The sequence below is a fragment of the Pseudomonas sp. PDM09 genome (genome assembly GCF_014852305.1).
Lineage (GTDB): Bacteria > Pseudomonadota > Gammaproteobacteria > Pseudomonadales > Pseudomonadaceae > Aquipseudomonas.
This window is the reverse complement of the sequence record NZ_JACVBI010000001.1, coordinates 809,796-830,717: the sequence shown is the minus strand read 5'-3', so window position 1 is coordinate 830,717 and position 20,922 is coordinate 809,796. Positions and strand designations below refer to the sequence as shown.

Here is a 20,922-nt window from a genome sequence, read left to right as displayed (position 1 = left end):
GCCGGGCCTTCGCCTTCCCTCGGTCTGGCCAGGAGTAGAGATGCAGCTCAAACATAAAATCGTCGCGCTCGGGATTCTGCCGCTGGTGTTGGCGATCGCGGTCATCTGTGCGCTGGTGATTTCCCTGAACCGGCAACTGGGTGATCAACAGGCGCAACTGATCGAAGACAGCATTCTGGCCAGCAAGCGCGCAGAGCTGAAAAACTACGTCGAAATGGCCCAGAGCCTGATCGCGCCGCTGTACGACGACGGTCGGGGTGATGAGCGCGCGCAGCAGCAAGTGCTCGAAGAACTGCGCAAGCTCAGCTTTGGCATCAATGGCTACTTCTTCGTCTACGACCGCGAAGGCCGTAGCCTGATGCATGCGCGCCAGTCAGAGCTGGTGGGCAAATACCTGTGGGACATGACCGACCCTCACGGTCTGCCGGTGATCCAGGCGTTGCTCAAAAGTGCGCAATCGGGCGAAGGTTTTCAACGTTACGCCTGGAACAAACCCTCTTCCGGCCAAGTGACCGACAAGCTCGCTTACGTGGTGATGCTGGACCGTTGGGGCTGGATGCTCGGCACTGGCATTTACCTTGAAGACGTCGAACGCGCCACCCGACAGGCCCGTGACGAGGTGGCTCAGGGCATCCGCAAAACCATGCTGGCCATTGCCGCGGTGGCCCTTGTGGCGGTGCTGTTTGTCTTCGCCAGCGGCATGACGCTGAACGTCAGCGAGCATCGCCTGGCCGACAAAAAACTCCAGCGCCTGACCCAACGCATTGTCAGCCTGCAAGAGGAAGAACGGTCGAGGGTTTCCCGAGAGCTGCACGACGGCATCAGCCAGCTACTGGTGTCTATCAAGTTTCAGTTCGAACTGGCCAGCCATGTGCTGGAGAATGGACAAGACAAGGGTTTGAGCATCTTAAGAGACGCCACGGAGCGCCTCGGGGATGCGATTGGCGAAGTTCGCAGCCTCTCTCACGACCTGCGCTCGTCGCTGCTCGACACCCTCGGCCTGCCGGCGGCAATCGGTCAACTCGCCGCAGAATTCGAGCAGCGCAGCGGTCTGGTCGTGACTTTCAACGATAACGAATTCGACTGTCATCTGGTCGATGGCGCCGCCGTCTCGTTGTTTCGCATCGTGCAAGAAGGCCTGACCAATATCGAACGCCACGCACAGGCAAAAAACGTCATCATTACCCTGCACGGTTCTGAAAAGTCCGTACGTTTGACAGTGGTCGATGACGGCATCGGTTTCAACGTCGCCCAAGTCGAACGTCGTCACGCGGGTATTGGCCTGCGCAACATCCGTGAGCGTGTCGAGCATTTTGGCGGTCGATTCGACCTGACCTCGATGCCGGGAAGAAGTGAGCTGGACGTGCTGCTGCCGATGAAACTGCCCGGTACAGAACGCTGACTCAACCCATAACAATTAGAGTGAATGCCTGCGATGAACCTGCCCTACCCGATCCGCGTCGCCCTGGTTGACGATCACTCCCTGGTCCGCGACGGAATCAAATCGCTGCTGGCGGTCATGACGCAGCTGGAAGTGGTGGGAGAAGCCGAGAATGGCGCCGATGCCATTGAAATGGTCGGGCGCTGCCAGCCGGACCTGTTGCTGGTCGACATCAGCCTTAAGGACATCAATGGCCTTGAGCTGACGCGCTTGTTACGCAGCCAATACCCGTCGCTCAAGGTGTTGGTGCTGAGCATGTACGACAACTATGAATACGTGAGTGAATCCGTTCGCTCGGGTGCCAGCGGCTATGTGCTGAAGAATGCGCCTTCACGGGAAATCATTGCGGCAATCGAAGCCATTGTCAGCGGCGGGACGTTCTACAGTGCCGAGATCGCACAACGGCTCATCGCCGATAAAAGTACCGACAACGAGCTGACTCCGCGCGAAAGCCAGGTGCTGTACAAGATGGCTCAGGGGTTGAACAACAAGGAAATGGCTCGCGAACTGGATATCAGTGTGCGGACTGTAGAAACCCATCGCCTGAGCATCCGTCGCAAGCTCAACATCGACAAACCCGCCGCCCTCGTAAAGTACGCGATCGATCACGGGATCATTTCGCGTTAGCGGTGATTCACACCGCGCTCGTATTAACGACACGTGCCGTGCGAATGAACAACGCGCGTACCTTGTCCCAGAAATTCCCCCCCAGCACGAAAAAGCTGCCGATCAACATGGCATCGCCCAGCGCCTGGAGCTGCCAGATATTGGGCCTCAGCCCCGGCCAGATAGTATCTATGTAAGGTTCGAGAAATCCCGAGATCAGTGGCAAGCAAAACATCACGAGGCCGATTCTATGGCGAGCCGGGCCTACTTCCACGTCTGCCGGTGCAAGTGTGGAGACGTAACCGAACATGCTGCGCTTGAGTTGCTGAAAGCCGGACTTGCCCATAATGGCAATGACGAGAATTAACAGAACTTTGTTGCTGATAAACAAAACGCCTGTCAGTGCCGCGATCTTTGAGCCGGGCACATCCACTGCGGCAGCGAGAGGCACCATCAGCCAGGATCCCAGCATCAAACAGATAATCGCGATGCCCAGTTTGAAGCGCCAACCAGCGGAACCAGGTGCATTGTCATCCTGAGGGTTGCTCATGGTCTTCTTAACCTTCATTTTTTGGCCGGGATTAATGGATCTTCAGAAGCGTAGCAGTTAGTTGATCCCGGATCATTCAACATGACCTTGTATTTGTCCGAGCTGTACTAACCTAAGCGAACCGGTAACCAACGCCATTTCAATACTAGGTATGTTCGGATGACGTTTTCCCAAGATCTACCATCAGTGCACCGATGCTGACGTGCTCGGGCCGGCTGCTTCTTCTATGCGCCCTCGGCCTTGGCGGCTGTGTCCGTCTGGGACCGGATTTCCAGGCCCCCGGCGAGGCCTGGACAAAACTCTGGAGCAGCCCCGCGCTTGAGCAAGCCAGCCAACGAAGCCTGAATCCCGACATTCGCCAATGGTGGCAAGTGTTCGCCGACCCGGTCCTCGATGCGCTGATCGCCGAATCGGATGCGCACAATTCCAACCTGAAAATTGCCGGCCTCCGCGTCATGGAAGCCCGTGCCCGGTTGGGCATTGCGCAAAGCGGGCGTTATCCGCAGCTGCAACAGGCCAGCGCGGACAGCTTGTACTTCAACCGCAAGCAATCCGGTGGCAGCAACCCGCAAGACAGCCACTTCTGGCAACACAGCGCGGGCTTTGATGTCGGCTGGGAACTGGACTTCTGGGGGCGTTTCAGTCGAGCCATCGAGTCCTCCGATGCCAGTTACTTCGCGGCCCAAGCCAACTATGAAGACGTTCTTGTACTGTTGCGTGCTCAGGTGGCCGATACCTACTTTTCGTTGCGCACCACCGAAGCGCGTTTGCGCGTCGCCCGAGAAAACGCCGAACAGCAAAAGCGCAACTTTGAGATCACCGAAAAACTGTTCAACAGTGGCCAGAGCGCCGAACTCGACTTGCAACAAGCCAAGACCCAATACCTGGGCACCTTGAGCAGCATTCCGGATTTTGAGGCGCAAGTAGTGCGCACCCGTAACGCGTTGGCTGTGCTGATCGGACAGCCACCCAGCGCCCTGCCCCAATTGCTTGAAAACGAGGGACTGATCCCGCTGGTGGACCAAGCCGTGCTGCAAGACGTGCCGGCCAACCTGTTGTTGCGTCGCCCGGACGTGCGCGCCGCCGAGCTCAATGTCGCGGCCCAGTCGGCACTGATCGGTGTGGCACAAACCGACTTTTATCCGTCGCTGACCTTGCTGGGCAGCATCGTCTGGACCACCGATACGTTGAGCGGCACCTCCAACAGCCTGGACCTGATCGGCGGTCCCAGTTTGCGCTGGAACCTGTTTGACCACGGCCAGATCAGCAACAACGTGCGCATACAGGATGCGCGGTTGCAGCAGCTGATTGAGGTTTATCGCGACAAAGTCCGCCAGGCCGCACGAGAGGCCGATGATGCCGCCAGCAGCCTGATCAAATCACTGGAACGCGAGCGCATCCTGGGTGAAGCACAGGTCGCCGCCGCGCGTTCGTTGAGCCTGGCCAGCACCCAATACCGGGAAGGTTACTCGGACTTCCAGCGCGTGCTGGACGCTCAACGCGCATTGCTCGAACAGCAGGACAATTACCTGCTCAGCCGCAGTAATGCCGTGAGCAACCTGATCGCCCTGTACAAAGCCCTTGGCGGCGGGTGGTACAGCGCCCAGCCGACAGTCGATCAAAACACTCGCCAGCAAATGGAACAACGCACCGACTGGGGCAACCTGCTGAATGAGCCAGCCCCTTCGCAAGCCTCTTATCCCGAGCCAGAAGGTTAAAGCCGATGACTGAACCCTCGCCGCCCGTCACTGAGGCGCCCTCCCCCAAGGCATCCGAGCCTGCCGCCGATCCTGCAAAAAAGGGCATCAAGTGGGTGATGCTGCTGATCGTCTTCAGCTTGGCCTGGTACTTGTTGGCTGACCGTTTCACACCGTATACGCAACAGGCTCGGGTGGGCGCCTTTGTCATTCCGGTGGCCTCAGAAGTGGCGGGCCAGGTGATCCGTGTGAATGTGCGCAACAACCAGGACGTCAAGGCGGGCGATGTGCTGTTTGAAGTGGATCAGCAGCCCTATCAAATAGCTGTCGACCGCGCACGCGCAGACCTTGAATCGACACGCCGGCAGATCGGTGCCAGCACGGCCGGCATTGCTTCGGCTCAAGCCAATTTGCGCGCCGCCCAGGCCAATGAACTCAAGGCGCGGCAGGACAATCAGCGCCTTGAAGGTTTGTACCGCGAAGACCCTGGCACCATTTCCGTGCGCCTGCTGGAAGTCTCTCGGGCCAGCCGTGAGCAGGCCATCAGTCAGGTCGCCGCAGCCCGTGCCGAAGTCCAGCGGGCACGGGAACAGGAAGGCGGCAGCGAAGAAGACAACGCGCTGTTGCGCAGCGCCGCCACGGCGTTGTCAAAAGCTGAACTGGACTTGTCCAACACGCAGATTCACGCACGGTCGGCGGGACTGATCACCGACCTGCGCACCGATGTCGGACAGTTCGCCACTGCCGGCAGCCCGGTCATGACCCTGATTGCCATCCACGATGTGTGGATCAGCGCAGACATGACCGAAAACAACCTTGGCCTGGTCGAGGTCGGCACCCCTGTTTCGATCGTGCTGGATGCCCTGCCGGGGAGGGTTTTCGAGGGGCGTGTGCGCAGTGTCGGCTACGGTGTCAGCGTCGGTCAGAGTACTGCGCCCGGCAGCCTTCCCAGTGTGCAGAACAGCCGCGACTGGCTGCGTCCGGCCCAGCGTTTTCCAGTGATTATCGAGTTCTCCGAGGACTCAAGGAAAACGCTGTTCGCCAGCCGCGCCATCCGTGCCGGTGGGCAGGCTGAAGTGATGGCATTCCCGACTCAAGACAACCCATTGAACCTGCTCGGTCGTTTGTTCGTGGGGCTAATGAGCTGGCTGAGCTATGCCTATTAAGGGCGTGCCTACCCAGCGCACGCCCCGGGTTCAGCGTGCGTTGCGTATGGGCACAGGCACCGCATTGTGCCTGGCGACCAGCTTCGGCCTGGGCTTGCCGATCCCTTTTCTCGCGCCGGTGCTGGCCGTGTTGCTGTTGGCTTCCCTCAATCGGCCGCTGCCATTGAAGGCCGGATTGATTCTCGCTCTGGCTGCGATGTTAACCACCGGCGTCGGCCTGTTGTTGATTCCGATCCTGCGTTACTACCCGATTACCGGCGTGCTGCTGATTGGCGTCAGTATGTTCCTGGCGTTTGGTTTTGGCCTGCGCGGCGGCAACGCCTTGATCATGACCTTCATGATCATTGGCCTGACGATGATTTCTTCGGCCGGCGTCGCCGAGTTCGATCTGGCGATGATGGTCATCGGTGCCCTGGTCAAGGGCTTGATCCTCGCCGTTCTCGTTGTGGGGATTAGTCACTGGCTGTTTCCCGACCCCGCCAATGCGCCTTCCCCACCCGCCGCCAGCGCTTTGCCGGCGCAAGAAGTTAGCAGGGTTGCACTGCGTGCAACCCTCATTGTCATACCGGCATTCCTGTTGGCCCTGATCGACCCGGCGAGCTATCTGCCGATCATTTTGAAAGCGGTCAGTCTTGGCCAACAGAGTTCGACGACAACGACGCGCAACGCTGCTCATGAATTGCTCGGTTCGACCTTCATGGGTGGCCTGTTGGCTGTTGGGTTCTGGTGCGCGCTCAGCCTGTTTGTGCACCTGTGGATGTTCTTTCTGTGGATGCTGCTGTTCGGCTTGCTGTTGGCGCGCAAGCTCTATGCCCTGAGCCCGACCCGACAAACCCCGGGGTTCTGGCTCAACAGCCTGGTCACGCTGATCATCCTGCTGGGTCAGTCGGTTCAGGACAGCCTCGCCGGGAAAGACGTCTATACCGCCTTCGCCGTGCGCATGGGATTGTTTATCGCCCTCACGCTCTATGCCTTGCTGATGGTCCACCTACTTGATCGGCGGCAGCGCAATCCACGTGTCACTCAGCTCACGGAGTGATCTGATAACCCCGCCCTTGCAGGCAGCTGTGATAGTGCTGTTTCACATCGACCTCGACCGGCTCATAAAACTCGTCATGTTGACGTCCAAGTACCTGCGTAGCATCCACCGCAGCACCCTCCGAGGCTGGCGGGCCAGAGGAGCTCTGGCTGGCCGTGACGTTGCTGCAATCATTGATATCCAGTTGGGTTTGTTGGGAACTCTGCCCGTTCATGGGCACGATCGTTTCGGCCTGAACCGGCGTATAGACCATCAACATGACGGCACACAGGCTGAAAGACGATAACCGACTCATGATGATCTCCGACACGGTCCACTGTGTTTGCGGGCCAGCGTTTGGCTGGGAAGTTCCTGGAACAACGCTCGATAACTGCTGGAAAACCGTCCCAAATGCCAGAACGACCAATTCATCGCCACTTGCGCGACCGTGGTTTCCCCGGCCGTTCGCCTGAGCAATTCGCGGCGCGCGCTGTTGAGCCGACGCAAGCGCAACCAATGCGTGGGTGTCATTGCGGTATACGCCTTGAACGCATGCTGCAACTGACGCAGCGAAACCCCGGCCACCTGGGACAGCTCCAGCAAATTGAGGGTTTCTTCCGGTGTATCGGCGGCCCATTCGGCGACGCGTTTCATGATCGTTCGCTCCTCCGCCCGGCGCTGCAAACCTGCGCGATCCAGGCACACACAGGCGTTATCGAGGATGTACAAACAGTCCTCCAACAGTTGCTGGGTCAACGCCTCTTTGCTCGGTGGATCCAGCGTCTGCGTCAGCCGCGTCAACGTCCCGCTCAACCAGCGGCTGAACAGCGCGTTCTGACCTGAATTGAGCGGCGACATGAACAAGCCTTCAAGTCGCGCCACGTCCAGGCCATGGCGCTGAACGAATTCCGGACCGAACACCACGGCGATTTCCTGGTAGTTCTCCGGGGTGATCCAGATATTGCGGCTTTCACCGTTCAACACGTACAGCGAGTTGTCGCTGCGATCGAAACAGAACGCCAGCGAGCCTTGCGGGGCACTGAAATTCTGCTCGACGCGGGTGTTCATCTGTTCCTCGTAAATCTCGACGCCTTGCAAATCCAGATAGCGCACCCTTCCGGCGAAATGCCCCGGGGACATTTGCTGATAGTGCTGCACCCAACCCGGTGTGGCGCGGATTTGCTCGGCCACATCGGCGGTGTTGAACGCTTGAACCTGCAACGGATTGCACGCTGTCATGGGGGTGCCTCGCGCACTCTTTTGGTGCGCTTTGTGCGGTTTAAAGTGGATAGATGGAACGGCAAGGCTCACCCAAGATAGTCGTCAACGCGCCACAGGGGAAGTGTTCGGTGGATGAAGCCGCGTCCCTCCCCGGCGTTAATCAAACCAATAATGAGGTTTTTATGAATGCCCCTTTCGATCAGCTGTTCACGTGGCTGAAAGATCACAAGATTACCGAGGTCGAGTGTGTGGTCAGCGACTTGACCGGCATTGCTCGCGGCAAGATTGCACCCACCAACAAATTCCTGCATGAGCGAGGCATGCGCCTGCCGGAAAGTGTGCTGTTGCAAACGGTAACCGGGGACTTTGTTGACGACGACATCTACTACGACCTGCTCGACCCGGCGGACATCGACATGGTCTGCAAGCCCGTCGCCGATGCGGTTTACGTCATTCCATGGGCCATCGAACCCACCGCCATCGTGATCCATGACACGTTCGACAAGTTCGGCAATCCCATCGAACTGTCGCCGCGCAACGTGCTGAAGAAAGTGCTGCAGCTCTACACCGACAAAGGCTGGAAGCCGATTGTCGCGCCAGAAATGGAGTTTTACCTGACCCAGCGCTGCGAAGACCCGGACTTGCCGCTCAAGGCACCACTGGGACGCTCCGGCCGTGCGGAAAGCGGTCGTCAGTCGTTTTCCATCGACGCCGCCAACGAGTTCGATCCATTGTTTGAAGACGTTTATGACTGGTGCGAACTACAGGGCCTGGACCTCGACACGCTGATCCACGAAGACGGTCCGGCGCAGATGGAAATCAATTTCCGTCACGGCGACGCGCTGGATCTGGCGGACCAGATCACCGTGTTCAAACGCACCCTGCGCGAAGCGGCACTCAAGCACAACGTCACCGCGACCTTCATGGCAAAACCGATCGGCGACGAGCCCGGCAGTGCCATGCACCTGCACCAGAGCGTGGTGGACATTGCCACCGGCCAGCCGATTTTCGCCGATGCCGACGGGCAGATGAGCGAACTGTTCCTGCACCACATCGGCGGCTTGCAAAAGTACATTCCCAAAGTGCTGCCGATGTTCGCGCCCAACGTCAATTCGTTCCGCCGCTTCCTGCCTGACACCTCGGCGCCGGTCAACGTTGAATGGGGCGAAGAAAACCGCACCGTCGGCCTGCGCGTGCCGACCTCCAGCCCGGACGCCATGCGCGTGGAAAACCGCTTGCCGGGTGCTGATGCCAACCCTTATCTGGCGATTGCCGCGAGCCTGTTGTGCGGGTATCTGGGCATGGTCGAAAAGGTCGAACCGAGCGCCGCGGTGCAGGGCCGTGCTTACGAGCGGCGCAATCTGCGCCTGCCGATCACCATCGAGGACGCACTGACGCGCATGGAAGAGTGCGAAACCATCGAGCGCTATCTGGGGAGCAAATTCGTGCGCGGTTACGTCGCGGTCAAACGGGCCGAACACGAAAACTTCAAGCGCGTGATCAGCTCCTGGGAGCGTGAGTTCCTGCTGCTCAGCGTTTAGTCAGTAACGGCCCCATGATGATCGTTCCCACGCTCCGCGTGGGAATGCCTCAAGGGACGCTCCGCGTTCCAATGGGACGCAGAGCGTCCCGGGCTGCATTCCCACGCAGAGCGTGGGAACGATCAAACGCCTGAAGAAATTCAATAACTAAAAGAGGTGTCGATATGCGTCTATTGAAATCCGTGGTCCCGGTCACGCTGGCGGTCTTGTTCAGCGCAGGTGCGCAGGCTCAGTCACAGGTCAGCGTCTACAACTGGACCGATTACATCGGCGAGACCACCCTCGCCGACTTCCAGGCAAAAACCGGGACCAAAGTGATCTACGACGTATTCGATTCCAACGAAACCCTGGAGGGCAAACTGCTCGCCGGTCGTACAGGTTATGACGTGGTGGTGCCCTCCAATCACTTCCTCGCACGCCAGGTGAAGGCCGGCGCGTTCCTCAAACTGGATCGCTCGCAACTGCCCAACTGGAAAAACCTCGACCCGAAACTGCTGGCCTTGCTGGAAAAAAACGATCCGGGCAATGAACATTCGGTGCCGTACCTGTGGGGCACCAACGGCATTGGCTACAACGTCGACAAGGTCAAGCAAGTGCTGGGCATCGATCGCATCGATTCCTGGGCGGTGTTTTTCGAGCCGCAGAACCTGAAAAAGCTCAGTCAGTGCGGCGTGTCGATGATGGATTCGGCCGATGAAGTGTTCCCGGCGGTCCTGAACTACATGGGCATGGACCCACGCAGCGAAAACCCCGAGGATTTTAAAAAGGCCGAAGCCAAACTGATGACCATTCGGCCTTACATCACCTATTTCCATTCGTCCAAATACGTGTCGGACCTGGCCAATGGCGACATTTGCGTCGCATTCGGCTATTCGGGCGATGTGTTCCAGGCGGCGAACCGCGCCAAGGAAGCGAAAAACGGCGTGAATATCGCCTACTCGATCCCCAAGGAAGGCAGTAACCTCTGGTTCGACCTGCTAGCGATTCCTGCCGACGCCAGCAACCCGAAAGAGGCTCACTCGTTCGTCAACAACCTGCTGGATCCGCAGGTAATCGCCAAGGTCAGCGCGTCGGTCGGTTACGCCAATCCAAACCCGGCGGCCAAACAATACATGGACACCGAGCTGGTCAATAATCCAGAGGTCTATCCTCCTCAGGAAGTGCTCGACAAACTCTACATCTCCACCACCCCGCCCCAGCCGATCATGCGTCTGATGACCCGCTCCTGGAGCAAAGTGAAGTCCAACCAATGAATCAGTACGACAACGAACACGCTCATTCCTATTACGCTGCATCGGCCAAGGGCATGACACCTTACCCCGCGCTGGGTTCGGATCTTGAGGCCGATGTCTGCGTGGTGGGCGGCGGCTTTACCGGGGTTAACACCGCGATCGAACTGGCGCAGCGCGGGCTCTCGGTGATTCTGCTGGAAGGCCGGCGGATCGGCTGGGGCGCCAGTGGGCGTAATGGCGGGCAGTTGATCCGCGGCATCGGTCATGACGTCGACGGTTTCGCCCGTTATGTCGGCCAGGACGGTGTGCGCTATTTAGAGCGTGCAGGCATCGAATCAGTGGAACTGGTGGGCAATCGCATCCGTGAGCATGGGATCGATTGCGACCTGCGCTGGGGCTTCTGCGAGCTGGCCAACACCCCGGCGCAGTACGAGGCGTTCAAGGCGGAACGGCAAAACCTTGCCGAACTGGGTTACCGCCATGAAACCCGACTTGTCGGCCCCGAGCAGATCCGCCAGCAAGTGGTGGGCTCCGATGTTTATGCCGGCGGCCTGATCGACATGGGTTCGGGTCATTTGCATCCGCTGAATCTGGTGCTTGGCGAAGCGCGCGTTGCCGAATCCCTCGGGGTGCGAATATTCGAACAAAGCCCGGTGCTGGAGTTGATCCATGGCAGCACCGTGCAGGTTCGTTGCGCCGGCGGCACGGTTCGCGCCGGCAGTCTGGTGCTGGGTTGTAATGCGCACCTGGAAGAACTCGAACCACGCCTGAGCGGCAAGGTTTTACCGGCCGGCAGTTACATCATCGCCACCGAGCCTTTGGCACCTGAGGTTGCCGCGCAATTGATCCCGCAGAACCTGGCGCTGTGCGACCAGAAAGTCGGCCTCGATTACTACCGGCTCTCGGCGGATCGACGCTTGTTGTTCGGCGGTGCCTGCCATTATTCCGGGCGCGATCCGGAGAATATCGGCGCTTATATGCGGCCAAAAATGCTCAAGGTCTTCCCGCAATTGGCGGATGTGCGCATCGACTATCAATGGGGCGGCATGATCGGCATCACCGCCAACCGCTTCCCCCAGGCCGGACGATTGAGCCAGTACCCGAACGTGTTCTACGCCCAGGGTTACTCCGGTCATGGCCTGAATGTGACCCACTGGTGCGCACGGTTGCTGGCCGAAGCGATTCATGCCGGGCACAGCAAGGGGCTCGATGTTTTCAGCGCCGTCCCGCACATGACCTTTCCCGGTGGAAAAGCCCTGCGTTCACCGCTGCTGGCCCTCGGCATGTTCTGGTATCGCCTGCGCGAATTGCTCGGCTGACGACCCTTCCAGGCGCTGCCGAAAATTCCCCGGTTGACTACCTCCCCCGGAGCTGCCGCAGGCTGCGATCTTTTGATCTTGCTTTTAAAAGTAAAAAGATCGCAGTCTGCGGCAGTTCCTACAGGGAATTCATCGTCCACCCTGATCAGTCTTTTATTTGCTCAATCGCAAGTCACTTCTATATTGAGGGAGTGCTCTGACTTTCCTGCCTCCTGGCGAGTGCGGCCTATGGCTACGACTGACCAACTGATCATCTGCGAGCACTGCGACTGCGTGTATGAAAAAGTCACGCTCGCCAAACATCAGAAAGCCCTGTGTACCTGCTGCGGCGGCGTGCTGCAGCGTTATAACGGACTGTCGGTGGAGCAGCGTCTGGCCTTGGCCTTCACGGCATCGGTGCTGTGGATTTTCGCCAACTTCTATCCCGTCATGAGCATCAGCCTCAAGGGCCTGAAAAACAGTGCGACGCTGTGGGATTCGGTATTGGCGTTGAGCCAGGGGCCGATCACCTTTATTGCGCTGGTGGCCGCGATTTCGATCATCATCGCGCCGCTTTTTCAACTGGTGTTGCTGATCTGGGTCCTGAGCTTCGCCCTCGTGCATCGGCGCTCGCCAGGCTTCAAGCTGTGCATGCGCTGGCTCGAAACCCTCAGACCCTGGAGCATGCTCGAGGTTTGTCTGCTGGGGGCAATGGTGGCGGTGTTCAAACTGGCAGGTTTGCTCGATGTAATACCCGGCCTTGGCCTGTTTGCCCTGGCTGTCCTCAGCCTGCTACTGATCCGCATCGCCGGGCGCGATGTCCGGGAATTGTGGGACACCTTATGAACAGGCCACCGCTCGCCAGCGAACTCAACCTGTGCCTGTGCCATAGCTGCGGCCTGGCCTGCGACATAACGGATAACCCTCACGAATGCCCACGCTGCGGTGCGCCCTTGCATGCTCGCAAAACCAATTCATTGACCCGCACATGGGCCTATTTGCTGACCTCGCTGGTGTTTTATATCCCGGCCAATCTGTTGCCGGTGATGAACACCAGTCTGTTCGGCAACGGCTCCGACAGCACCATCATGAGCGGTGTGCTGGAGTTCTGGGCGCACGGTGCGTGGGACATTGCCCTGATTATTTTCATCGCCAGCATCGCGGTACCAGGCGTCAAGTTCGTTGCCCTCTCCCTGCTGCTGATCACCGTGCAACGCGGCAGCCTTTGGGCGCGCAAGGAGCGTTCGAAGCTTTACCGTTTCGTCGAGCTGATCGGCTACTGGTCGATGCTCGATGTGATTGTTGTCGCACTGGTCGCCGCGCTGGTGAAATTCCAGGCGCTGGGCGATATTCAACCGCGCCTGGGTATTCTGTTTTTTGGTCTGGTGGTGGTATTCACCATGCTGTCTGCCATGAGTTTCGATCCGCGGCTGATCTGGGATAAAGAGCGGGATAACGAGCGGGCCAACCCACCCAACGAGGAGGTCAAGGATGAAGTCGCAAGCCACTGATGGGCCGCAAGACCCCGGCCAGGCCAGTATCAAGACCCGTCGCTTCAGCGTTTCGCTGGTGTGGATTGTGCCGATCGTTGCGGTGCTGGTGGGGATCTCCCTGGTGATACACAGCATGATGCAGGAAGGCCCGACCATCACCGTCACGTTCAAGACCGGTAGCGGTCTTACGGCCAACAAGACCGAGGTCAAATACCGCAACGTGGTCATCGGCCATGTCTCTGAAGTGAAGCTGAGCGACGATCAGAAAAGCGTTAACGCCACGATCAAACTCGACAAACAGGCTGAAAACTTCACCCGCGAAGATTCGCAATTCTGGGTCGTGCGACCACGCATTGGTGCCGGCGGTGTCTCGGGCATCGATACCCTGCTGTCAGGCGATTACATTGGCGCTGACATCGGCGAGGCCAATGCCCGTTCCAAACATTTCATTGGTCTGGAAAACCCGCCGCCCATTACCTATGGCGAGCCGGGCAAGCGCTTCATGCTGCGCACCCAGGACCTGGGCTCGCTGGACATCGGCTCCCCCGTCTATTACCGCAAGATTCCGGTCGGGCAAGTGGTGGCGTATGCGCTGGATGCCGACGGCAAAGGGGTGAACATCGAAATTTTCGTGCATTCGCCCAATGACGTCTTCGTCACGCAGAACACCCGGTTCTGGAACGCCAGTGGTATCGATGTGAGCGTGGGTGCCAATGGTTTTGCGGTGAATACCGAATCCCTGTCTTCGTTGTTGGTGGGCGGCATCGCGTTTCGCGCGCCGGAATACAGCCCCAATGATCAGCCAGCCAGCGAGAATAAAGCCTTCGACCTGTTCGAAGACCAACAAACCGCCCTCGCGCCCCCCTTTGGCAAGGGGCAGTTCCTGAGCTTGCGCTTCGATCAGGCCTTGCGCGGGCTGAAGATCGACGCGCCGGTGGAGTTCCTCGGCATCGAATTTGGCAGAGTCGTCTCGGTCAATCTGGATTTCGACGCGAAAAAGCGCAGCTTCCCGGTCAATGTCGGCATCGTGATCTACCCGCAACGCCTCGGTCAGGCTCATACCAAAATGCTCGAGGCCTTGAAGCATGACCCTAATGACGAAGCCGCTGGTGTGCGGCTGATGGGCAGCTTCATCGAAAACGGCCTGCGAGCCCAGGCCCGTAGCGGCAACCTGTTGACCGGCCAGCTCTACATCGCGCTCGACTTCTACCCCGACGCAGAGAAAGTCGTGTTCGATCCAACCGCCCGCCCCGTCACCATCCCCACCATTCCTGGCAGCCTCGAGCAGTTACAGGAAAAACTGGAAAACATGATCAACAAGATCAACCAGCTACCGATTGACCGCATTGCCGGCAATCTCGACAGCAACCTCGTCGAACTGCGCAAGGGCCTCGTACAGTTCAACGCCAGGACCCTGCCCGGCGTGCAGACCACCTTGGGGGACGTCAGCAAGGCCTTGCAATCGGCCAGTTCGACCTTGGCCGATGATTCGCCGCAACGGGAGCAGTTGACCCAGACCCTGGACGAACTCGGGCGCATGTCACGCTCCTTGCGTGAACTCTCGGATTACCTGGGCCGGCATCCGGAATCACTGATTCGCGGTCGTCCCGACAACGCCGCACCGATGGATATGAAGGCGCCACCGCGCAACTGACCACAGGAGCAATACCCATGGCTTTCCCGCTGAAGATCTCGCTGGTCACTGCGCTGTTACTGCTCACCGCTTGCCGCAGCGATCCGATTCAGTTCCATACCCTGACCCCGACCCAACTGAGCGGCGCAAGCGGCGGCGCGGAGATTCAGATTGAAGGCATCACGGTGCCGCCCCAGGTCGATCGGCCGCAGATTGTCATTCGCCAAGGTAACAGTGGCCTGGCGATCCTCGAAACCGAATGGTGGGCGGCGAGTCTGGTGGATGAATTGCGCAGCGCCTTGGTCGATCAACTGGTCACCAGCAATCTGCAACGCAGAGTGTCGTTGCGACTGGACGTGCAGCGCTTTGATTCGATCCCCGGTCAATACGCGCTGATCGACGTCAAATGGCGCCTGCGCAGTCTAAGTCCCGGCGATGCTGCGCTGATCACCTGTCGCAGCACGTTGCAGACCCCCGCCGGCCCGAGCATCGATGAGCTGGTGCTCGCCCATCAGAACAATGTGAAACGGTTAGCTGCCGCCATCAGTCAGGCTGCAATCGGATCTTCACGGGGCTGTCCGTCGGTCAAGTAGCCAGTGCGCGGTTTTCCCTCGGTGGCAAAGCACGTAGGATGCCGCCCAACCACCGAGGCTGACCGATGTCCCATACAGCTACCCTTCAGGGTTCAAGCGTAAGAATCCTGATTTATCTTCTGTTCGCGATCCAGCTCATCTCCATGGGCGCGATGGAAATGAGCGGGACGTTCTGGCCCGTCCATCTGCGTGGGCTGACGTCGTCGGAGTCGGTGTTCAGCTTCGCCAGTATCGCCGTCTACGTCGGGCCGATGCTGGGGATTATTCTGACCAGCGCATTCTGGGGCCGTATCGGCGACCGGTATGGCCACAAGTTGATGATGATCCGCGCCCTGGCCGGTTTGTCATTGACCCAGCTTGGGCTGGCCCTCTGCAGCGATATCTGGGTGATCCTGCTCCTGCGCTTCTTGCAGGGCGCGTTCGCCGGGTACATCGCCCCGGCCCAGGCTTACGGCGTCAGCATTGAAGCGCCTTCACGCCGGGCGCGGCTGTTTGCAATCCTGCAAATATCCACCAACGTCGGTTCATTGCTCGGTGCCGTGGTCGGCGGGCTGATCCTCGATTACGCGACCTTCTTCTGGATCAACATCATTGCCTCGGCCCTCTGTGCGATCTGCACCGTGGTGGCGGCCGTGACCTTGCCGGATGTGCCGCCGGTGAAGAAAGCACCAGTGGTGGATGCCACTGCACCGGTCAAGCGTTCACGTAGTGTGTGGCAAGGCTCGCCGCTGCTGTCGTTGCTGGGCGTGATGGGAATTTTGTTGCTGGCGCGAATGCTGCCGCAGACTTCGTTCTCGCTGTATGTCAGTTCGGTGTTCAAGGTCAGCAACTCGGTGGTTGGCCTGTGCTACGGCTTGCTGGCCCTGGGTTTCATCATCTCGGCGACGCCGTGGTCGCGCTACTTCGAACACCGTAGCCAGCAGGAAACCCTGCACCGCATCACCTACATTGTCATCGGTTGCATCGGCCTGACCGCCGTGGCCGGCATCACCCGCAACCCGGTGGTGTTTGTCATTGCCTACTTCGTGTGGGGCGTGCTGCTTGGGGCGACGACGCCGGTGCTGATGGCACTGATCTCGAAAACCGCCGACAGCTCACAGCAGGGTTACGTGCTGGGAATTGCCCAAAGTACCGCGCAACTCGCCTCCATCGCGGGCATCTCGGCCGGTGCTTTGTTCAGCCAGGTCTATGGTTTGCAATACACCTACCTGTTTGTTTGCCTGGCCTACGTGGTCGCGCTGATACCGATTGTCGCCCTGCGCTATTGGCCAGTGGTGATGCAACCGAGTCAGGTGCCCCCGGGCGACTGATCCTGCAGGCCCCTCTTGCGCCGCAGGGTCACAGTCAACTAGCATTGGGAATACTTCTCAATCGCTAAAAATTATCATCCATGAGCGATACCCTGCCCGCGACTCACAACAATCACCTGCGCATGATCGAGGCCCTGTACAGCGGCCATCATGGCTGGCTGTATGCCACGTTGCGCAAAAAACTGGGCAACGCCATGGATGCGGCCGATCTTGCACAGGACACCTTTACTCGCATACTCGCTTCCCGGGTCGCGGTCATTGAGCAGCCTCGGGCTTACCTGAGCTGCGTGGCCAAGGGCATTCTGGTCAATTGGTATCAGCGCAAGGCGCTCGAACGCGCCTACCTGGATGCCTTGGCGTTGCTGCCCGCGCCCGAAGCGCCCTCCCCCGAACTGCGTTTCATGGTTCTGGAAACCCTGCACGAAATCGACGCAATGCTCGATTCCCTGCCGCCGCTGGTAAAGCGTACGTTCTTGCTATCGCAGATTGGCGGGCTGAAATACGAGGACATCGCCGCACAACTGGGCGTCTCGCTGATTACCGTCAAGCGCTACATGAAGCAGGCCTTCGTGCAATGCCTGATGCTGGTGGAATGAATGTCGACTCGCCACAGTGACGCGCAAATCGATCCGCGAATTCTCGAAGAAGCCGCCGAATGGCTGATGCGTCTGAGCGAAAGCGACTTCAATGAAACCCAGCGAGCTGAATGGGAATGCTGGCGCGTCAGCAGCCCCGAGCGTCATCGCGCCTGGGCTCGTGCGCAATTGCTGCAAAGCAAGCTCGGTGGGCTGCCACCGTCGCTGGCGATGTCGGCGCTGGATCGCCCAAGCAATCCTGAGCGACGCACCGCACTGGCAAAACTGGCGACCATCCTCGCGGTATTGCCCGCCGGCTGGGGCAGCTGGAAACTGGTGGAATCGCAGCAATGGACGGCCGACTACCGGACTGCCGTCGGCCAACGTCGTGAAATGACCTTGGCCGACGGTTCGCACATCACCCTGAATACCGACACCGCCATCGATGTGCTGTTCGATGCTCACCAGCGACTGATCAACTTGCGCGAAGGCGAAATTCTGGTGCAAACCGCGCCGGATGTATTGTCCCAGGCCAGACCTTTTTTGGTCAGCACCCGTCAGGGGCGCATGCAGGCCTTGGGCACACGGTTTACCGTTCGCCAATGGCAGACCCGCACCCACCTTGCCGTGCTGGACGGCGCAGTCAGAGTCGAGTTGCCCCGTGACAGTCACGTCGCCCCATTGATCGTCAATGCCGGGCAACGCACCGATTTTTCCGCGCAAGCCTTTGGCCGGTTGAACCCGGTGGACAGCGCAGTCAGCGCCTGGGCTCAAGGCATGTTGATGGCTGACAACGTACGTCTGGCCGACTTCCTCGCCGAACTGGCGCGCTATCGCAAAGGCTTCGTACGCTGCGACCCGGCCATTGCCGATCTGCGCATTTCCGGCGCCTTCCCCATCAGCGACACGCAACGCACCCTGAACATGCTCGTGCAAACGTACCCGGTGATCGCCACCGGGCATTTAAACGGCTATTTGGTCACGCTTTCTCCCGCCTGAGCTCGCAAAAAAATATTGCGGCGCAGGTGATACTTTTTTTGATCTCGACTGGCTAGGGAAGGAAGAACTTCTCAACCTCGTCGAAAGGGTCATCACTCCATGTTCGTTGCACGCCCTCAGTGTTCGGATCGCTCGTTGAAACTGGCTGTCCGTAGCGCGTTGCTAAGCCTTGCCCTGACCGGTGCCGTCTGCTCGTCTGCCTCGGCCGCCGCGCCGGTACAGCTGGATGCCACCGCCACCCGCGCCTACAACATCGCGCCGGGGCCATTGGGTGCAACGTTGTCGAGATTTGCCGTGGACGCCGGCATTGCCCTGTCATTTCAGCCCTCGATGACCGAAGGCCTGACCAGCCCGGGCCTGTCGGGCACTTACTCGACGCAGGAAGCGCTCAGCCGATTGCTGGCCGGCAGCGGGCTGGAAATCGTCTCGCGCAATGACGGCAGCTATACCCTGGCACCGCGTCCGGCCGACAGTGCAGGCGGGTTGACCCTTGACGAAACCACGGTCAATGGCATCGACGCTCGCACCAATAGCCTGCCGCCGGCTTATCCGGGCGGTCAGGTCGCTCGTGGTGGGCGCCTTGGCATGCTGGGCAACAAAGATGTAATGGACGCGCCCTTCAGCGTCAGCAACTACACCTCGGCACTGATGAAGGATCAGCAGGCGGTCACCGTGGCCGATGTGCTGGAGCGTGACTCCTCGGTGCGCTCCACGGGCCAGACCGGTGGCATCGTCGACTCGTTCTTCATCCGTGGCTTCCCGGTGGGAGAAGGCAACCTCGGTGAGTTGGCGTTCGACGGCGTGTACGGCGTGGCCCCCAACTATCGGGTGTTCACCGAGTACGCCGAACGCATCGAAGTGATCAAAGGCCCTGGCGCCCTGCTCTACGGCATGTCACCCAACAGCGGCGTCGGTGGCGTGATCAACGTGGTGCCCAAGCGCTCTCTCGATGAAGACCTGACCCGGTTCACCGCCAGTTACGCCATGAATTCGCAGATCGGCGGGCACATCGACGTCAGTCGGCGCTTCGGTGAGGAACGCCAGTTCGGCGTGCGCATCAATGGCAGTACCCAGCAAGGCGACACCGCCATCGACGATCAATCCCGTGATGTCGATATCGGTTCGATCTCGCTGGACTATCAGGGTGACCGCCTGCGCACCACCCTGGACCTGATCAGCCAGAAGGAACAATTCGACGCTGCGTCACGACCGTTCCTCGTCGCTTCCGGCGTGGAGATTCCCTCCGCAGCTAATGGCCGTACCAACGTCAGCCAGGACTGGGGTTGGTCTGAAACCCGTGACAAATCCGCCCTGTTCGGCGCCGAGTACGACCTCAACGACGCCCTGACCGTGTTTGCCCACGCCGGCGGCGGCAAGTCGGATGTCGCGCGAATGTCCGACCAGACCCCGACCATCCTCAACAGCGCTGGCGATACGCGCTCGGTTCCCGGCTATTACAAATTCGAAGTCGAGCGTTACACCGTCGATGCCGGTGCCCGTCTGCGCTTCGACACCGGCCCGATCAGCCACAGCACCACCGTGCAAGTCACCCGTTACCGCGACGAACTGTCCAGGGGCATCAACTCCGGGCCGGCGGTTCTATCGAACATGTATCACCCGGTCGATCGTCCGAAACCGTCGATTGCCAGCCCCGATGCACTGAAAGTCTCCGAGACCGAACTGTCCGGCGTGGCCCTGGCCGACACCCTGTCGATGATGGACGAACGTTTGCAGGTCACCCTCGGCCTGCGCAAGCAGAATATCCAGTCCGATAACTACAACACCGCCGGCGTGGTCACCACCTCGTACGATGAAAGCGAAACCACGCCGCTGTTCGGGGTGGTGGTCAAACCCTGGGATCACGTTTCGTTCTACTACAACTACATCGAAGGTTTGAGCAAGGGTGACATCGCGCCGGCCACGGCCTCGAACTCGGGCGAGATCTTCGCGCCTTACATCTCCCGCCAACAGGAAGTCGGGGTCAAGGTCGACTACGGCACCTTCACTTCTACACTCGCCCTGTTCCAGATCAAGAAGCCCAGCGGCGAACTGGCCAACGGCGTGTTCTCGGTGCAAGGCGAGCAACGCAACCGTGGCGTCGAGTTGAACGTGTTCGGTGAAATCGCCCAGGGCACGCGCCTGCTCGGTGGCGTGACCCTGCTCGACGCCGAACTGACCAAAACCGGCACCGCCGCCAATCGTGGCAATAAACCGGTGGGTGTGCCCGAGGTTCAGGCCAACCTCTGGGCCGAATGGGACACCCCGTGGGTCGAGGGTTTGACGCTGACCAGCGGCGCGATCTACACCGGCAGCCAATACGTGAACCAGGCCAACACCCAGGAACTCGATCCATGGACCCGCTTCGATGTTGGCGCGCGTTACGCCACCCGCATCGCGGAACGCCCGACCACGTTCCGGGCGACGGTGCAGAACGTGTTCGATCGTGAGTACTGGTCCGGTGTCGCGTCTTATGGCGCTTTCTCCCAAGGTTCGCCGCGCACCCTGCAACTGTCGGCCACCGTCGATTTCTGAAAATGTTCAGCCCTAGC

The 20,922-nt window shown here is 59.5% G+C and carries 19 protein-coding genes; 16 read left to right on the top strand and 3 right to left on the bottom strand.

Annotation, left to right across the window (positions count from 1 at the left end; all coding sequences use genetic code 11):
- The first annotated feature begins 40 nt into the window (after positions 1 to 40).
- Positions 41 to 1,402 carry a cache domain-containing protein gene (locus tag IB250_RS03690; RefSeq protein ID WP_192343017.1) on the top strand — a complete coding sequence of 454 codons (1,362 nt, stop codon included), beginning with the start codon at positions 41 to 43 and terminating at the stop codon, positions 1,400 to 1,402.
- A gap of 33 nt (positions 1,403 to 1,435) precedes the next feature.
- A complete protein-coding gene (locus IB250_RS03685; RefSeq protein WP_007900295.1) occupies positions 1,436 to 2,068 on the top strand; it encodes a response regulator in 633 nt (210 codons plus the stop codon).
- Between the two features lie 7 nt (positions 2,069 to 2,075).
- Here IB250_RS03685 and IB250_RS03680 read toward each other — a convergent pair whose 3' ends face one another.
- Positions 2,076 to 2,597 carry a transporter suffix domain-containing protein gene (locus tag IB250_RS03680; protein WP_192343016.1) on the bottom strand — a complete coding sequence of 174 codons (522 nt, stop codon included), beginning with the start codon at positions 2,595 to 2,597 and terminating at the stop codon, positions 2,076 to 2,078.
- 194 nt (positions 2,598 to 2,791) lie between these two features.
- Here IB250_RS03680 and IB250_RS03675 point away from each other — a divergent pair, with 194 nt between their 5' ends.
- Genes IB250_RS03675 through IB250_RS03665 form a run of 3 tightly spaced genes read left to right on the top strand, consistent with a single transcriptional unit; the run spans position 2,792 to position 6,499 of the window.
- Positions 2,792 to 4,315: an efflux transporter outer membrane subunit gene (locus tag IB250_RS03675; protein WP_192343015.1), complete on the top strand. Its 1,524-nt coding sequence runs from the start codon at positions 2,792 to 2,794 to the stop codon at positions 4,313 to 4,315.
- 5 nt (positions 4,316 to 4,320) lie between these two features.
- Positions 4,321 to 5,460: an HlyD family secretion protein gene (locus tag IB250_RS03670; protein ID WP_192343014.1), complete on the top strand. Its 1,140-nt coding sequence runs from the start codon at positions 4,321 to 4,323 to the stop codon at positions 5,458 to 5,460.
- Positions 5,450 to 6,499 (top strand): DUF2955 domain-containing protein, encoded by a 1,050-nt coding sequence (locus IB250_RS03665; RefSeq protein WP_192343013.1) that lies wholly within the window; start codon positions 5,450 to 5,452, stop codon positions 6,497 to 6,499. Before IB250_RS03670 ends, IB250_RS03665 begins: the two co-directional genes overlap by 11 nt.
- Here IB250_RS03665 and IB250_RS03660 read toward each other — a convergent pair.
- Positions 6,489 to 6,794 carry a hypothetical protein gene (locus IB250_RS03660; RefSeq protein ID WP_192343012.1) on the bottom strand — a complete coding sequence of 102 codons (306 nt, stop codon included), beginning with the start codon at positions 6,792 to 6,794 and terminating at the stop codon, positions 6,489 to 6,491. The genes IB250_RS03665 and IB250_RS03660 overlap by 11 nt on opposite strands.
- On the bottom strand, positions 6,791 to 7,717 hold the full coding sequence (locus IB250_RS03655) for a helix-turn-helix domain-containing protein (RefSeq protein WP_008072346.1): 927 nt from the start codon (positions 7,715 to 7,717) through the stop codon (positions 6,791 to 6,793). Before IB250_RS03655 ends, IB250_RS03660 begins: the two co-directional genes overlap by 4 nt.
- A gap of 164 nt (positions 7,718 to 7,881) precedes the next feature.
- Between IB250_RS03655 and IB250_RS03650 the strand changes: the two genes are divergently transcribed.
- The 11 genes from IB250_RS03650 to IB250_RS03600 all read left to right on the top strand — a co-directional run bounded on the left by IB250_RS03650 (position 7,882) and on the right by IB250_RS03600 (position 20,905).
- Positions 7,882 to 9,240, top strand: a complete 1,359-nt coding sequence (locus IB250_RS03650) for a glutamine synthetase family protein (protein WP_007900282.1) — start codon at positions 7,882 to 7,884, stop codon at positions 9,238 to 9,240.
- A gap of 164 nt (positions 9,241 to 9,404) precedes the next feature.
- Entirely contained in the window at positions 9,405 to 10,493 is a 1,089-nt protein-coding gene (locus IB250_RS03645) for a polyamine ABC transporter substrate-binding protein (RefSeq protein ID WP_192343011.1), read from the top strand.
- On the top strand, positions 10,490 to 11,791 hold the full coding sequence (locus tag IB250_RS03640; RefSeq protein WP_192343010.1) for an NAD(P)/FAD-dependent oxidoreductase: 1,302 nt from the start codon (positions 10,490 to 10,492) through the stop codon (positions 11,789 to 11,791). Before IB250_RS03645 ends, IB250_RS03640 begins: the two co-directional genes overlap by 4 nt.
- Positions 11,792 to 12,019: 228 nt before the next feature.
- Positions 12,020 to 12,616, top strand: a complete 597-nt coding sequence (locus IB250_RS03635) for a paraquat-inducible protein A (protein WP_192343009.1) — start codon at positions 12,020 to 12,022, stop codon at positions 12,614 to 12,616.
- Positions 12,613 to 13,281: a paraquat-inducible protein A gene (locus tag IB250_RS03630; protein ID WP_192343008.1), complete on the top strand. Its 669-nt coding sequence runs from the start codon at positions 12,613 to 12,615 to the stop codon at positions 13,279 to 13,281. Before IB250_RS03635 ends, IB250_RS03630 begins: the two co-directional genes overlap by 4 nt.
- On the top strand, positions 13,262 to 14,917 hold the full coding sequence (locus tag IB250_RS03625) for an intermembrane transport protein PqiB (protein ID WP_192343007.1): 1,656 nt from the start codon (positions 13,262 to 13,264) through the stop codon (positions 14,915 to 14,917). The genes IB250_RS03630 and IB250_RS03625 overlap by 20 nt, the downstream gene beginning before the upstream one ends.
- Positions 14,918 to 14,934: 17 nt before the next feature.
- Positions 14,935 to 15,489 (top strand): membrane integrity-associated transporter subunit PqiC, encoded by a 555-nt coding sequence (locus IB250_RS03620; protein ID WP_192343006.1) that lies wholly within the window; start codon positions 14,935 to 14,937, stop codon positions 15,487 to 15,489.
- A gap of 65 nt (positions 15,490 to 15,554) precedes the next feature.
- Positions 15,555 to 16,799 carry an MFS transporter gene (locus IB250_RS03615; RefSeq protein ID WP_192343005.1) on the top strand — a complete coding sequence of 415 codons (1,245 nt, stop codon included), beginning with the start codon at positions 15,555 to 15,557 and terminating at the stop codon, positions 16,797 to 16,799.
- A gap of 80 nt (positions 16,800 to 16,879) precedes the next feature.
- Entirely contained in the window at positions 16,880 to 17,395 is a 516-nt protein-coding gene (locus IB250_RS03610; protein ID WP_008072357.1) for a sigma-70 family RNA polymerase sigma factor, read from the top strand.
- On the top strand, positions 17,396 to 18,373 hold the full coding sequence (locus IB250_RS03605) for a FecR domain-containing protein (protein ID WP_192343004.1): 978 nt from the start codon (positions 17,396 to 17,398) through the stop codon (positions 18,371 to 18,373).
- 99 nt (positions 18,374 to 18,472) lie between these two features.
- Entirely contained in the window at positions 18,473 to 20,905 is a 2,433-nt protein-coding gene (locus IB250_RS03600) for a TonB-dependent receptor (protein ID WP_192343003.1), read from the top strand.
- Positions 20,906 to 20,922 lie beyond the last annotated feature (17 nt).